Genomic DNA, 14,675 nt, shown 5'->3' with positions numbered 1-14,675 from the left:
GCATCAACCCCGCCGAACGAGTAAACTGCCCGCCTTTTATCCTCACGATGAGACGGTGGGCTTTTGAACGCAGTAAAAACCACAGGGCTGTTATTACTCACCGCCTTACTGGCTGGATGCGGAACCTCGCCGCCCCGCACCCCCAACGACATCTGCGGCATCTTTCGCGAAAAGGATGACTGGTACGACGCGGCCAAAGTCACCCAGGCGCGCTGGGGCGTGCCGATCCAGGTGCCGTTCGCGATCATGTATCAAGAGTCCGGCTTCCGCCAGGACGCCAAGACCCCGCGCAAATACCTGTTATGGATCATCCCCTGGGGCCGCGTGTCCACCGCCTCCGGCTACGCCCAGGCCAAGGATGAAGTGTGGAGCGACTACCAGAAAAGCACCGGCCGCACCGGCGCCAGTCGCGAGGACTTTGACGACGCCATCGATTTTGTCGGCTGGTACATGGACAAGACCTACACCATCAACGGCGTGTACAAATACGATGCCTACGGCCAATATCTGAACTACCACGAAGGCTGGGGCGGTTATCGTCAGCGCACCTATGCGAGCAAAGCCTGGCTGATGCCGGTTGCCAGCAAGGTGCAAGCGCGTTCGCAGATGTATGCGGCGCAATATGCGGGCTGCAAGAATGATTTGGGGCGGGGGTTCTGGAGTCGGTTTTGGCATTGGCTTTGAGTGCGCGGGCATTCCATTGCCCGGCTTAAGGGAGGGTGGCTAAACGGCTAACCATCCCACCAATGGCACCACCATCAAGGTGCTCAACGCCATCGAGATGACGTTGCCGATATAAGGATGAAAGTGCGCGGGTAGCCGTCCTGCAATGGCGCAGGCCAGTGGCGGCGCAACCAGCGCGCCTAGCAATGCACTTGAACCCATCACCACCCAGCTGCCGCCATAGGTCAACACGGCCGCCGGGACCACCGACACCAGCGGAACATACGTGGGATACCAACCACGTTTGATCCACTGATGTCTCCAGATCACCACGCCCAGCGCAGACGTCAACGCTTGCGCGCCGATCAGATGCACTATCAGGCCAGATCCATAGGCCGGGCTCATCGGGTTCAGCGCATAAGCCAGTAACACGCCAGCCAATAAGCCAAGGCTGGCCAGCTCATTGCCAAAGAACGGCGCTTCGGAAAAGTCTGCCAATACCCTTCGCGCGCTCCACACCACGCCATAGCTCGGTGGCTTCAAGGGCGCAGGCTTTATCGGGGCTATGTAGTGGCTGCGCACCAGGATCGGCACGCGACGGCACAACACAAATGCAATCACACTGCCAACCGCCATCCCCAGCACATTTCCGATGACCACCGGCAAGCCCAGCGGTACGCAGATGTAATTGACGATCAACAAACACATCGGCGTGACCAGCAAGGCCCCTAGCACTGCGCCGTTGAGGGTGACTTTCCAGCCTCCGCCGAACATCAGCACCATGGCCGCCGGCAGCGAAACAAATGCTGCAAACGTCGGCTGCCAAGTGCTTGCAGTCACAGTCCATCCCCATAGCGCATTACTCAGCAGTAAACCGAGTAATGAGCTGGTCACCAGCCAGGGCCATAGCCCGGTGCCATACGAGATGGCAAAGCCTTGCCAGGACTTGCCTGTACGGCTGGCCCACCACGCCAGGTACGCGCCGCCAAGCAGGCCGAGTGAGGCCAGTTCATGTTTGTAGAACGCGACTTCGCTGATATCCCCCAGCACCCAGCGAAGCCAGGCGCTGGGGTGAGGAAGGCTGGTCACCATGTCGACATAGCCCGGCCAAGGGTGAGTCAGGGCTATCCATAGGATCAGCAATGCACTGGCAGCGCCCAGGGCGATGACTGTCTTATCGGCTCGGGAGCAGTGTAGGGACGGTTTTTCTAAAAGGATTTCCATCATGGGCCCTCCGATCAGCGTGGCAGGGCGCGGTGCTGGGTATACCCGAGCATCTGGTCGTAAAGATCAGTACGCCGGTCCCGCTGCAAGTCGTTGAGGCTGTTCCAGATGGGTGCGCTGCGAGCGCTGGTGAGGTCAACATCGGCAAACAGGATCTCCTGCCGATTCGCCGAAGCCACTGCGCCGATGGGCCAACCGTTGGTTCCGGCAATCAGCGAACACCCGAGGTAACGTGCGTCGCGTTCCTCTCCGATACGGCTGGCAGCGGCGATAAACACGTTGTTGACGTGAGCAGCGGTCATCGTGAGGTACGACGCCATGCACTTCCCCGCGTCGTCGAACAACGGAGGCGGGGTCCATACCCAGTTGTTGAGGCTGCAAATAATATCGGCGCCTTGCTGGCTGAGGATGCGCGGCACCTCAGGGAACCAGATGTCCCAGCAGATCAACAGGCCTATGCGGCCTATGGGTGTTTCAAATACGGGGAACCCTACATCGCCAGGACTGAACCAGAGCTTTTCCAGGTTCCACAAATGGGCTTTGCGGTACTTGCCGATAAAACCGTCCGGCCCCAGCAGTACGGCGGTGTTGAACAACTGCATGCCGGAGATTTCGCTGAGGCCTGCCACCAGATACACCTGATGTTTACAGGCAAAATCCATCCAGGCTTGCACACTCGGTCCGCCCGGAATGGCCTCGGCGTGATCAAACGCATCCTGACGGCTGGAGAAGAAATAGCCACAGTTCGAGAGCTCTGGCAGCACGATCAGATTGGCACCACCGCCCGCTGCTTCCGTTGCCAACTCAAGGCTATGACGCAGGTTACGTTCCCGGTTTTCCATTCCGACCTGGGGATCGAACTGTATGACAGCTATGCGGACAGGGCTTGTTGGATCGCTCATTGCGGGTGACCTCTTATTTTTATTCAGCCAGGAATAGCTGGATGTTTATAAGAGGTGACCTGATGTTTAAATGAAAGTCGGACGGTTCCTATAGCGCTGTAGTTTGCTTCTGCCAAGGCTCTAAACTGAGTGCTGGCGTTGATTAGTGTGAAGGTTGAGTTTTGTATTCAGGATAGTCTTTCATGGTGAATCCTCCATTGAATTTGGCACCAGTCCGGCTGCAGATATTTATGACAGTATCGATTGCACCTCTAAAGCATGGCTCTGTCCAGCCGGCGTCTACTGAGAAAGATTCACCGCAGAGGTAAAGTCCGGATTTCAGTGAAAAATCCTTGTTATATTTCATTAAATTTACAGCCTCATAATAAGTCCCCGGCCTGTATAGCTTTGCGCATCCTAACGAGTTTTTGTCATTCATCCAGCGTTGCACTACAGCCTGCTCGTGGCCTATGTATGGAGAGATTTTTTCCTGGATATTTGTTGAGTTAATCAGGATTCTGTCCAGTTCCTCAATACACTTGGCTACCAGTTCTTTATCATTTAACGACGAGAGCTTCGTTGCGTCGTCTTCCCACGTATAACTTAGAAGTATGCAGTCGTAGGTGTAACTTTCGTCATAGCAATACGTATATACATCATGGATGAAGCTGTCCGTCACTATGGCTTGAGGGATTTTTGTATTCTTGGATAGGAAGGACTTTTTTAACGGGGCATATACTTTGCAACTGGTTTCCCAGTGAGCGGTTTTATAAGCGTTTATCGTTTCGAAAGTAAGCATTTCTTGATCGAAACCCTCAAGTAGTATCTGTGTTTCGATCAGCCAGGAGGGGAGAGTCATGATGACTGAATCGAAGTCTTCGTAGCACGTTTCAGTTTTTTTGGGATTGCTCGAGTTCCATTCATAATGAACTCGTGTTTTTCCGCTCTTGAGTTTTTCCAGTTTTTTTACTGGAGAGTCCGTCAGTAAGCCATTTGTTTTCTCGAGGCTATGCTCATACACGGAGTGTCCTGTTTCAGGGAGGCTCATAAAGAGCAGGCACTCTGCCAAGGCGCCGAGGCCTTTGTAGTTAGGTTTGTTGAACTTAAGCCCTCGGGAATCGAAAACCGCCGCGCTTTTCAAGTGTGGAGAGTGTACGGCCGCGCCGTCAAGGTTGACCCTGCCATGAATTAACTGAAGGTGACTGCTGAAACCAAAAATCGCGGTACGCAGTGGATAGAGCGAGCATATGTCATAAAATGCTCCCCAACTGCCATCGCCTATTCCAATTGCGTAGAATACCGACGATTCTTGTGACGTCATTCCCATACCCCCGAAGTCACCGGGACGGTCCTTGTGCCAAGATTCAATGGCCGGCATTTTTACTAGATCCCGAAACGAGATACTTTCGTATTTTTGCACTATGGCAGCCCAAAGTAATTCCCATTGCTCGCTTCCATAGAGTTCCGCGACTTTCTGAGTCATGCGTTTGGCGAAACTTTCCCACTTTGCAGACACGGCTCGTAGGGTTTCGCCGGGCGGTGGTGTTATTCCATCTTTGTTTTTCCAGATCAGCATTGTGGGCTGGCTGCTATTGTCTATAGTCCCTTCGCGTAGGTAGATGCCGGTTGATTTGACCCATGGGCTTCCCGGGTTTGGAAAGTTTGAATGAGCAAGCTCAAACTCTTTTGCGTAATAGGCCATCAAGGATCTACCGTCAGTGGGCTGTTCGCCAGATCGATTAAAGAAGGGCATACGCATTGCGCCCATCTCAAAGGGCGGACGTCCTATGCTGTTGGATTGATGGGCGCCAAGTACGGTGAGGTGCCTACCGCCGATTCTTTTGGATTTTTCGAATAGCGATATATTTTTAAAGCCGCAGCGATAAAGTTCTCGTGCTGCAGTAAGTCCTGTTATACCCGCTCCGATAATACATATTTTGTGATTCAAATCGATCGTGCTGGCGATTCCGCCAGTTTGCTCAACTAAGGTTCGATAATCGAAGCATAAATCTGGTGGGCTGGGAAAGCGGCCTCGCCATTTATTTTTGATAGACCTCTTTTCTCTAGAGGTACCAGTAGCAATGTCAGCCGGGTAATTGAAATCTGATCCTATTGTCACGTTGGTCATCCTTGATGTTCTATGTTTTTGGAGGGGTTAGGCTGATCGTTGAGCCGAACAAGGTAAATCGGGAGTTTGGAGATTTTGATAGGGGTGTTTTCGTGGTTTTTTGTAGGTTGGGGCGTGTGATTCCAATCCCGGGCTTGCCAAACGCGTTTGACTCTGGGAAAACGCCCGTTTGGCGTGAGCCACGCACTACACAAAACGAGAAAAAATGAGCAACGAACTTGAAATAACCGACGTCCGCCTAGGCGACGGCAAAGCCGTGGTCAAAGGCGCCCTGATCACCACGCAATACACCGGCACCCTCGAAGACGGCACGGTGTTCGACTCCTCCTGGGAGCGGGGCAAGCCGTTTCAATGCGTGATCGGTACCGGTCGCGTTATCAAAGGCTGGGATCAGGGGCTGATGGGCATGAAAGTCGGCGGCATTCGCACGTTGTTTGTACCGGCGCATCTGGCCTACGGCGAGCGATCGATGGGCGCGCATATCACGCCCAACAGTAATCTGCGCTTTGAAATTGAGTTGCTGGAAGTACTGACGCGCGACGATTGAGAAGGGATGAACATGGATGTTGTTGAAACGATGGCCTTGCCGCGCAGTTCGATAGCGGGCATTCGGGTGGTTGAGCTGACCCTTGAGGATGAAGCCGAGCTGCAGGGCTTTTTCGAGGCGGCGCCGGAGTATTTTCTCGCGGTCAACGGTGAGCCTGCCACGCCCACGGAGGCGCAGGATGAGTTGACTCTTCAACTGCCCGACACCTGGAGCTACACGCGGATGTACTGGATTGGCTATCGCAATGCCGAAGGGCAGTTGGTTGCGGTGGTGAATGTGGCGTCCGACCTGCTGGCGGCCGGGGTTTGGCATATCGGGTTGCTGTTGGTGGCCACGCCGTTGCATGGCACCGGTTTTGCGCGGCAGCTGCATGCGGATCTCCAGACGTGGGTGGTGAGCCAGGGCGCACGCTGGTTGCGGCTGACGGTGGTGGTGGGCAACGTCAAGGCCGAGCGGTTCTGGCCCCGGCTTGGGTATGTTCAGGTGCGGACTCGGGATGGGATCGAGATGGGGCGGCAGGTGAATCGGGTGTCCATTCAGGTGAAGGCCTTGGCGGGTGGGCAGATCAATGAGTATTTGGCGCTGGTAGAGCGTGATCGACCGTCCTTTGCGTAGCAGCTGTCGAGCCTGGGCGAGGCTGCGTTCGGCGCGACTCGGTGCTGTGTCTGGCTTGATGACCGCAGTGCGGCCGACGCTGCCTCGCTTAGGCTCGACAGCTGCTACAGGGGTGGAGGCGCCTACCTGAACCCTACCTGAAGAATCTTCCTAACCCTTTCGGGTGCGCTTTCCTACGGTTTACTCTCCTTAAATCGGAGCGTAAACTTCGCGCGTTTTCATCAATAGCGGAGACCCTCAGTGGGTACTTGTTCGAGTGACAGTCGTCGGCCGGTCTCGATAACCGGCACATACTTGGCAAGATAACGCGCATTTTTCCGATGCCGTTGTCTCGCCCAAAAGCGAGAAACGGCATCCCGGTAGCGGCCAGTCCTGGCCCGATTCCGAGTTCCCTCTCATCGACGCTGACCAGTACGTGATGCCCTGCATCGCGGTACTACGGACGCGCCTGTCGTTTGCGACAGGCGGGCCTGTCCTGTCGTGCCCGCCACTCGGCCACGGCACCGGACGGTCGTACCTGCCCGAAGGTTTCCTCGCGCAGGAGTGACACACCATGCAAGCAATCAACAACATCAACCTCAACTCACTGATCGACACCCTGGTGAGCCTCACCGCAGCCTTTATCCTCGGCGGCTTGATTGGTTTCGAACGTCAGTACCGCCAGCGCACGGCAGGCTTGCGTACCAACGTGCTGGTGGCGGTGGGGGCGGCGATTTTCGTCGACATGGCCAACCGTCTGGGCGGCGCGGAAGGGGCGGTGCGGGTCGTGGCCTATGTGGTCTCGGGCATCGGTTTTCTTGGTGCCGGCGTGATCATGCGTGAAGAGGGCAACGTGCGCGGGCTGAATACCGCAGCCACCCTTTGGGCATCGGCGGCGGTGGGCGCGTGTGCCGGTGCCGACCTGATCCTCGAAGCGCTGCTGGGAACGTTGTTTGTGCTGGCAGCCAACACCTTGCTGCGGCCGATCGTCAATAACATCAACCGCCAGCCATTGGACGTGGTGTCGGCCGAGGTCACCAACATTCTCTACGTGGTGGCCCGGCGTACCCAGCAAAAAGCGGTCTTGGCCTTGCTCGAAGCCGAGCTTGCGCGCTGCAACTACCCGGCCAGTGACGTGGACGTACGTCCCTTTGGTCCTGAAGAGGTGGAAATCGAGGCGACGCTGGCCGTGACCTCCGTAGACGGTGACGAACTGGACGCGCTGGTGGCGCGTATTTCGACCTCGACTCTTGTGGTACAGGCGTTCTGGAGCCCAAGTACCACCGACTAGACGACCTCCGCTCCCCGGCAGGCCTCTCTTTACTATGCTTTAGTGAGGAAAAGTCCTACATCGAGCTGGGACTATCCCTTCAGTTGCCGCGTCATTCCATTGGTAAGGTTGCGCGCTTGCGACTAGCCAGGCACGCCGGTGCCGCTTACCTATGGTTATGCGCGGTTCAAGTGGAGGGACCCGGCTATTGCTTGTAGGAATGTTCAGAGCCGTTCGTCGGAACTGTCATTTCTCACAGGTAGATAGGTCCCGTGTGATGTGTAACGGTGCTGAATTCTCCCAGGGGAGCCTTATGAGCAAAGCTTTAATCGTGGATGACCATCCATTTATCCGCGCAACCGTGCGCTATCTGCTGAGGCAGGAAGGTTTCGACACGATCTTCGAGGCCGGCAACGGCGCCGATGCCATGCAGATCGCCAGGGAAGAGCGCCCCGAGCTGATCATCCTCGACCTGGCGATGCCCAAATTGGGCGGCCTGGAGGTGATCAGCCGAATCAAGGCGCTGGGCCTGCCTTGCAAGATCCTGGTGCTGACGTCCTACCTGGCGGTGTTCTTCTCCACCCGCTGCATGCGGGCCGGTGCGATGGGGTTTGTCGCCAAGACCGGCGAGCTGGATGAACTGCAAAAAGCGATCAAGGCCGTGATGTCCAACTACAGCTGCTTTCCGAGCCTGCCCACCAGCTCGGTGCGGCGCGACGATTTGCAGTCCACCGAGCAGGACCTGGTGGCAGAGCTGTCCGACCGTGAGTTGACCGTGTTGCAGAAGCTGGCACTGGGGCTTGGCAACAAGGAAATAGCCGAGGACATGTTGCTCAGCCACAAGACCATCAGCACTTATAAAACCCGCTTGAAGGAGAAGCTGCGGATGTCGTCGGTGGTGCATTTGTCCAAGTTCGCCCAGCGCAATCACCTGATCTGAAATGAACAACTTCCGGGTCTTGTGGCTGAGTGCAAGTCTGCTGCTGGGCGTGTTTTGTACACAAGGCCTGGCCCTGGGTGAGCCACGCACCCTGTACCTGCTGGGGCACTCCATTCTTGAAACCCCCACCGTAGAGCTGCAAGAGGCGGACTGGCGCTGGCTACGCGAACGGCGCCGCTTATTGATGGGGATTTCGGCGCCTGATTACGCACCTTTCGAGCTGAGCACCAGCGATGAGCTTGAGGGGATTACGGCGGATTACGCGGCGCTGATCGCCGATGCACTGAACATCACCATAGAAGTCAGACGCTACGACAATCGGGATGAAGCCATCAGCGCGCTCAAGCGCGGCGAGGTGGACTTTATGGGGTCTGCCAACGGTTACGAAGCAGCAGACTCGCAACTTGTGTTATCGCGCTCCTACGCCATGGATCAACCAGCACTTGTAACCCGCACAGGCGACAGCCAGACCTTGAGTGCCGACCTGGCCGGCAAGCGCGTGGCGATGTTCTATCACTACATGCAACCTGATGCGGTGCAGGCGTTTTATCCCCATGCCCGGCTACAGCTTTTTCCGTCGACCTTCGAGGGCATCGGTGCGGTGGCGTTTGGTCAAGCAGATGTTTACCTGGGGGACGCAATCAGCACCAACTACCTGATCAACAGAAACCACCTGAACAACGTTCGAATGGCGGATTTCTCGTCACTTGAAGTCAATCCCTTCGGGTTTGCATTCCCCCGTGACAACACGCGCCTGCAGTCGATCATCAACGCGGCGCTGGCCGTTATTCCGGTCAGTGAGCAGATGGAAATCCTGCGGCGCTGGAGTGCGGGTAATCTTGGGTTCCTGGGCGCGGACCGGTTGCGCTTGAGCGCCAGCGAACAGCGTTGGCTGGACAAGAACCCCAGGATAAAGGTCGCGGCACTCGACAAGTTCCTGCCGGTTTCATTTGTCGACAAGCAGGGCGCGTTCGAAGGTTTGAGCGCGGAGGTGCTGGCTCGCATCAGCTTGCGCACCGGGTTGAAGTTTGACTTCATCCCGGGCACCTCGATGCCCCAGCAAATCGACAAGGTCAGCGCGGGTGGCGCAGACATGATCGCGGTGGTCACGCCCAGCGCCGAGCGGACCGAAAAGGTGCGCATTACCCGACCTTACCTGATCAATCCGTTTGTGCTGGTCAGTCGCATTGATGACGGCACCCCCCTGACCCTGGAAGACATGGCCGGCAAGCGCCTGGCGCTGATTGGCAGCAATAGCCTGCAGGAGGGGATCGCCCGGGACTATCCCACCATCAAGTTCGTGGACGTCGAGAACCCTGAACACGCCATGGCGCTGGTGGCCAGTGGCGGCGCCGATGCTGCCGTCAATACCTTGATCAGCGCCCGCTACATGATTGCCCGCGAATACCGTGACCGGTTGCGGGTTACCAGCACGGTCGGCTCTGAGCCGGCCCGCATCGCTTTCGGTGTCAACCGCAGCCAACTGGAGTTGTATTCGATCCTGGACAAAGCACTGCTGAGCATCACGCCCCAGGAAATGGACGAGTTGGCCAGCCACTGGCGCAGCGAAGTGCTGGTTGAAGACAGCTACTGGGCGCGGCACCGCAATGCAATTATTCAAGGCTTCAGCCTCGCGGCACTGCTGTTGCTGATCACCCTCTGTTGGGCAATCTATCTGCGCCAGCTGATCCGCAAACGAGTCCAGGCCGAGCGCGCCCTGAGTGATCAGATGCGCTTTATGGGGGTGTTGATCGACGGCACGCCTCATCCGATTTATGTGCGGGATCGCCTCGGTCGGCTGATGGCATGCAACAGTGCTTACCTCGATGTGTTCGATTACAAGCTGGAGGATGTGACCGGTAAAACCGTGGTCGAGACCGACCCTGGCAATCGTCCCCAGGCCGAGTCTTTTCATCAGGATTACCTGCGCCTGATGGAGCGGGGCGAGCCGCAGATCCAGGACCGTGTGCTCAAGGTGCCGGACGGGACGGTGCTGACCATCTACCACTGGATGCTGCCGTACCGCGACGGTGATGAGCGGGTAGTGGGCATGATCGCCGGCTGGGTCGACGTCAGCGAAAGGCAGCACCTGCTGGGCCAGTTGCAGGAGGCCAAGGAGGATGCCGACGCAGCCAATCGCGCCAAGACCACCTTCCTCGCGACCATGAGCCATGAAATACGCACCCCCATGAACGCCGTGATCGGCATGATCGAACTGGCCTTGAAAGCCGCCGAGCAGGATCGGGCCGACCGTGATGCGCTGGAGGTGGCCGCTGATGCGTCGCGGGGCATGCTGGAGTTGATTGGCGATATTCTCGACATCGCACGCATTGAGTCGGGCCATCTGTCCCTGGCCCTTGAACCTTCAAACCTGCACGAGTTGCTGTCTTCCGTAGCACGGGTATTCGATGGGCTGGCGCGGGCCAAGGGCCTGCTATTGAAAGTGGAACTCGACCCGCTGATTGACCGATACGTGCTGGTGGACCCGATGCGTTTCAAGCAGGTGGTGTCGAACCTGCTGAGCAATGCAATCAAGTTCACTCCCCATGGCCAGGTACGGCTTGGCGCGTCCGGTTCGTCGGCGATTACCAACGGCTACCTGAGCCTCAGGCTGTGGGTGGAAGACACCGGCATCGGCATCAGTGTCGAAGACCAGAAACGTCTCTTCAACCCGTTTATCCAGGGCAACAACACCGCGCAATCGGCGCGCAGCGGTTCGGGCCTGGGCCTGGTCATCAGCCGCAACCTGTGCGAGATGATGGGCGGGCAACTGCAATTGAGCAGTCTGTTGGGGCAGGGCACCCGGGTGGACGTCACGCTGGAGCTGGAAGTCGCCGACGCGATCCTGAGACCGGCCGTATCCGTTGCCTTGGAAACTCCGCCGGTTCATGCACTGAGCATTCTGGTAGTGGATGACTACCCGGCCAACCGACTGCTGCTGGCCCGGCAGTTGAGCTTCCTGGGGCACCGAATCACCACTGCCGAAGATGGCGTCGAGGGGCTTGAGTTGTGGTTGTCCGGTCATTTTGACGGGGTGATTACCGACTGCAATATGCCGTTCAAGGACGGTTACGAACTGGCGCGGGATATCCGCACCCTGGAGCGTGAGCGTGGCCTGGCGCCTTGCCTGCTGTTGGGGTTCACCGCGAATGCCCAGCCCGAGGAGGCCGAACGTTGCCGGCAGGCGGGAATGGATGGCTGCCTGTTCAAACCCACCGGCCTTGAGGATTTGCATGCGGCTCTGGTGCTGCGAACGGCAACGCCTTCTGTGGCACCGGCCACCGCAGATGAGCCATCGGCAGACTTTGACTTGAGCCACCTGGAGAAACTGACCGGGGGCAATATCGACGCGGTAAAAGAATTGCTGGCGCCGTTGCTCGAGAGCCTGGAAGCCGATCATGGGCAGTTGCTGATCCTGCAACGCAAGGCCGACTTTGCCGGCCTGCATGACCTGGCCCATCGAACCAAAGGCGGCGCGCGCATGGTTAAGGCCCAGGCATTGATGGAGTGCTGTGAGGTACTGGAAAACGTCTGTGAACGGCAAGCGCATAACGAGCTGGCCGGTACCGTCGACGACGTGGACGAAGCGCTCGCTCACCTGCATCACGGGTTGTCGGTTTATTGCAATCAGACTTGACCGGCGAGGGCTGTCATTCGAGCTATTTGGGACAACTCCTACATGAAGGTGGAACAAGCCTTATTTAGTCTTCGAGATATGTCTGGAAAATAGGCCGCCCAGTCCCTCACGAGCGCTCCTTGCTCAGGTGATCGCCATGCCAAACAAAGCACTGACCATCCTGATCGCCGATGAACAGCACCTTCAACGGCTGTACATCGAAAAAATGCTCAACCAATTGGGCTACTACCGCATCGTCCCGGTGCAAACTTTTGAAGAAGTGCTGATCCTCACGGCCATCCCGACGGAGCCGTTCGACGTGCTGATCATCAATGCCGGGTTGGCAGACAGCGAGGGCGGGGTACTGGCCTATCAGGAACAGCACCCGCAGATTCGCCATGTGCTGGTCTACGATATCCGCGACCTGGGCACGCCGGCCGCCACACCGACACTGCTGGTGCGCCTGCCGGGAGCGCCGGACAGCGTCAACCTCGAACACTTCATGGACATCATCGACCCGCCGCCAGCCACTTGTGGCTTGCGGGTACTGCCGTGGCTGCGGGAGTTGTCCCGCAGCCCTGCGGCTTAGTCCCAGTTCGGGGCGATGCCTTTGGGGCTGGTCAGCCGATGGTCACGCTCCAGGCCGGCGATCTGCGCCATATCGGCGTCGCTCAAGGTCAGCTCCAGCGCCTTGAGGTTGCTGGCCAGGTTGGCGCGCTTGGTCGACGACGGGATCACCGCGTAACCCAGTTGCATGGCCCAGGCCAGGGTCACTTGCGCCGGGGTTGCCTGATGACGTTCGGCGATCTGCTGGATCACCGGGTCCTTCAGCACTTCGCCGTAGGCCAGGGTCATGTAGGAAGTGATCTGGATGCCATGGGCCTTGGCAAAATCCGCCACGGTGCGGTTTTGCAGGTACGGGTGCAGCTCGACCTGGTTGGTCGCGATGTGCTCGGCACCGACGGCGGCAATCGCCTGCTTCATCAGGTCGACGGTGAAGTTGGAAATACCGATCTGGCGGGTCAGGCCCTGGCGCTTGGCTTCCAGCAACTGGCCCATGAATTCGGCGACCGGCACCTGGTTTTCCGGCGATGGCCAGTGGATCAGGGTCAGGTCCAGGTAATCGGTCTGGAGCTTGCGCAGGCTCTCCTTGAGGCTGGGAATCAGCTGGCCTTCGGCGAAATTGGCGATCCAGATCTTGCTGGTGATAAACAGCTCGTCCCGTGGGATGCCGCTGTCGGCAATGGCCTGGCCGACGTCGGCTTCGTTCTCGTAGATTTGCGCGGTGTCGATGACGCGGTAGCCCAGCTCCAGGCCGGTGCTGACGGAGTCGATGACGACCTGGCCTTGCAGGCGGAACGTACCGAGGCCGAATGCGGGAATAGACATGAGTGACTCCTGAAGTGATGTGAACAATGGAGTCGAGTATCGACCCCTCGTTCCTTCAGAAAAACCGCTGAATCCGAAAAGGACTCTTTACCAAAAGTCATGAGTGGTGAAGAGCAAGAGCCAACACAGCTACCGTGACCACATAGGAAGCGACTGACGGATATTGCTAGAAATTTCCCACAGGAGTACAAATGTACTCCATGACGAATCTAACGCCCCGCCGTACCGCCATCCTGACCTTTATCCGCGACCGTATCGCGCAGCAAGGCCAGTCTCCCAGCCTCGCCGAGATCGCCGAGGCGTTCGGCTTTGCCTCCCGCAGCGTGGCGCGCAAGCATGTGCTGGCGCTGACCGAGGGCGGCTTTATCGAGGTCAATCCCAACCAGGCGCGCGGCATTCGCCTGCTCAATCAGCCAGCGCGGCCTGAGCTGCTGGACATCCCGGTACTCGGCCGGGTGGCCGCCGGCTTGCCCATCGGCGCTGACGCTGAAGTGCACAACCGCCTCTTACTCGACCCGGCCATGTTCGCGAAAACCCCGGATTACCTGCTGCGGGTGCAGGGCGATTCGATGATCGAAGATGGCATCCTCGATGGCGACCTGGTGGGTGTACGCCGCAGTGCCGAGGCCTTGAACGGGCAGATTGTGGTGGCGCGCCTGGACGGTGAAGTCACCATCAAGCGCTTCGAACACGTCGGCGAGCGCGTGCGCTTGCTGCCGCGCAACCCCGCTTATCAACCCATCGTGGTGCGGCCCGATCAGGACCTGGCCATCGAAGGGGTGTTTTGCGGTTTGGTGAGGCAAGGCTGATGGGCGCCGTCGTTGCACTGGACTCGCTGTTCAATGGCGGCCGGGTCTGGAAAGGCCGGCCCGCCGCGCCGCCTGCCAGCATCCATCCCACCGGGCTTGCGGCCCTGGATGCAGTGCTGCCCAGCGGTGGCTGGCCGGAAGCGGCGTTGAGCGAAATCCTGATGGCGAAGGAGGGCGTGGGCGAGTTGCAACTGGTGTGGCCGACCCTGGCGCGATTGGCGGCGGCCGGCGAGCGCATCGTGCTGGTGGCGCCGCCTTACACGCCGTACCCCCACGCCTGGCAAAACGCCGGGGTGGATGTGCGCCAGCTTTCCGTGATCCAGGCCGATGAACGTGACGCCCTGTGGGCCGTGGAGCAATGCCTGCGTTCCGGCAGTTGTGGCGCAGTGCTGTGCTGGCCGCGCAAGGCCGATGACCGGGCCTTGCGCCGCTTGCAGGTGGCGGCGGAAACCGGCCAGACCCTGGCCTTTGCCTGGCGCTCCTTGAACGAGGCCATCAACCCGTCACCGGCCGCCTTGCGCCTGGCGGTGGAGGCGAGCCCTGCGCAAGTGCGGGTGCTCAAGTGCCGGGGCGGCCTGGCCCATCCCGCGCCCATTGCGCTTGGGCACTGAGGT

Annotated in this window: 13 protein-coding genes; 9 read left to right on the top strand and 4 right to left on the bottom strand. The window is 58.3% G+C overall.

Features of this window, described 5'->3' with window-relative positions; genetic code table 11:
- The first annotated feature begins 63 nt into the window (after positions 1 to 63).
- Positions 64 to 684 (top strand): hypothetical protein, encoded by a 621-nt coding sequence (locus HBJ59_RS08660; RefSeq protein ID WP_076016908.1) that lies wholly within the window; start codon positions 64 to 66, stop codon positions 682 to 684.
- A gap of 39 nt (positions 685 to 723) precedes the next feature.
- Here the strand turns inward: HBJ59_RS08660 and HBJ59_RS08655 are convergent, their stop codons facing one another.
- The 3 genes from HBJ59_RS08655 to HBJ59_RS08645 form a co-directional block, all read right to left on the bottom strand.
- A complete protein-coding gene (locus HBJ59_RS08655; RefSeq protein WP_173860407.1) occupies positions 724 to 1,887 on the bottom strand; it encodes a hypothetical protein in 1,164 nt (387 codons plus the stop codon).
- Positions 1,888 to 1,901: 14 nt separating this feature from the next.
- The gene (locus HBJ59_RS08650; RefSeq protein ID WP_076016910.1) at positions 1,902 to 2,789 is read right to left on the bottom strand and encodes a nitrilase family protein; all 888 of its coding nucleotides are present in this window, start codon (positions 2,787 to 2,789) and stop codon (positions 1,902 to 1,904) included.
- Positions 2,790 to 2,931: 142 nt separating this feature from the next.
- Positions 2,932 to 4,887 (bottom strand): FAD-dependent oxidoreductase, encoded by a 1,956-nt coding sequence (locus HBJ59_RS08645; RefSeq protein WP_167663450.1) that lies wholly within the window; start codon positions 4,885 to 4,887, stop codon positions 2,932 to 2,934.
- Positions 4,888 to 5,101: 214 nt separating this feature from the next.
- Here HBJ59_RS08645 and HBJ59_RS08640 point away from each other — a divergent pair, with 214 nt between their 5' ends.
- From HBJ59_RS08640 to HBJ59_RS08615, 6 genes are all read left to right on the top strand, one after another.
- The gene (locus HBJ59_RS08640; RefSeq protein WP_076016912.1) at positions 5,102 to 5,443 is read left to right on the top strand and encodes an FKBP-type peptidyl-prolyl cis-trans isomerase; all 342 of its coding nucleotides are present in this window, start codon (positions 5,102 to 5,104) and stop codon (positions 5,441 to 5,443) included.
- A gap of 12 nt (positions 5,444 to 5,455) precedes the next feature.
- Complete coding sequence (locus tag HBJ59_RS08635; protein ID WP_076017138.1) at positions 5,456 to 6,058, top strand: GNAT family N-acetyltransferase; 603 nt, start codon at positions 5,456 to 5,458, stop codon at positions 6,056 to 6,058.
- Between the two features lie 553 nt (positions 6,059 to 6,611).
- Positions 6,612 to 7,328, top strand: a complete 717-nt coding sequence (locus HBJ59_RS08630; protein WP_076016913.1) for an MgtC/SapB family protein — start codon at positions 6,612 to 6,614, stop codon at positions 7,326 to 7,328.
- A 292-nt stretch (positions 7,329 to 7,620) separates the two neighbouring features.
- Positions 7,621 to 8,247 (top strand): response regulator transcription factor, encoded by a 627-nt coding sequence (locus HBJ59_RS08625; RefSeq protein ID WP_076016914.1) that lies wholly within the window; start codon positions 7,621 to 7,623, stop codon positions 8,245 to 8,247.
- A 1-nt stretch (position 8,248) separates the two neighbouring features.
- Positions 8,249 to 11,884, top strand: a complete 3,636-nt coding sequence (locus HBJ59_RS08620; protein ID WP_167663276.1) for a transporter substrate-binding domain-containing protein — start codon at positions 8,249 to 8,251, stop codon at positions 11,882 to 11,884.
- A gap of 136 nt (positions 11,885 to 12,020) precedes the next feature.
- Positions 12,021 to 12,452 (top strand): chemotaxis protein CheY, encoded by a 432-nt coding sequence (locus tag HBJ59_RS08615; RefSeq protein ID WP_076016916.1) that lies wholly within the window; start codon positions 12,021 to 12,023, stop codon positions 12,450 to 12,452.
- On the opposite strand, the gene dkgB is transcribed toward HBJ59_RS08615, so the two are convergent.
- Complete coding sequence (gene dkgB, locus HBJ59_RS08610; protein ID WP_167663275.1) at positions 12,449 to 13,252, bottom strand: 2,5-didehydrogluconate reductase DkgB; 804 nt, start codon at positions 13,250 to 13,252, stop codon at positions 12,449 to 12,451. The genes HBJ59_RS08615 and dkgB overlap by 4 nt on opposite strands.
- A gap of 191 nt (positions 13,253 to 13,443) precedes the next feature.
- Between dkgB and lexA the strand changes: the two genes are divergently transcribed.
- Positions 13,444 to 14,061, top strand: coding sequence for a transcriptional repressor LexA (gene lexA / locus HBJ59_RS08605; RefSeq protein WP_076016918.1), 618 nt, complete (start codon positions 13,444 to 13,446; stop codon positions 14,059 to 14,061).
- Positions 14,061 to 14,672 (top strand): translesion DNA synthesis-associated protein ImuA, encoded by a 612-nt coding sequence (gene imuA / locus HBJ59_RS08600; RefSeq protein ID WP_076016919.1) that lies wholly within the window; start codon positions 14,061 to 14,063, stop codon positions 14,670 to 14,672. Before lexA ends, imuA begins: the two co-directional genes overlap by 1 nt.
- Positions 14,673 to 14,675: the final 3 nt, after the last annotated feature.

The organism is Pseudomonas sp. AN3A02 (assembly GCF_011765255.1).
Taxonomy (GTDB): Bacteria; Pseudomonadota; Gammaproteobacteria; order Pseudomonadales; family Pseudomonadaceae; genus Aquipseudomonas.
This window is presented reverse-complemented; position numbering and strand designations above follow the sequence as displayed.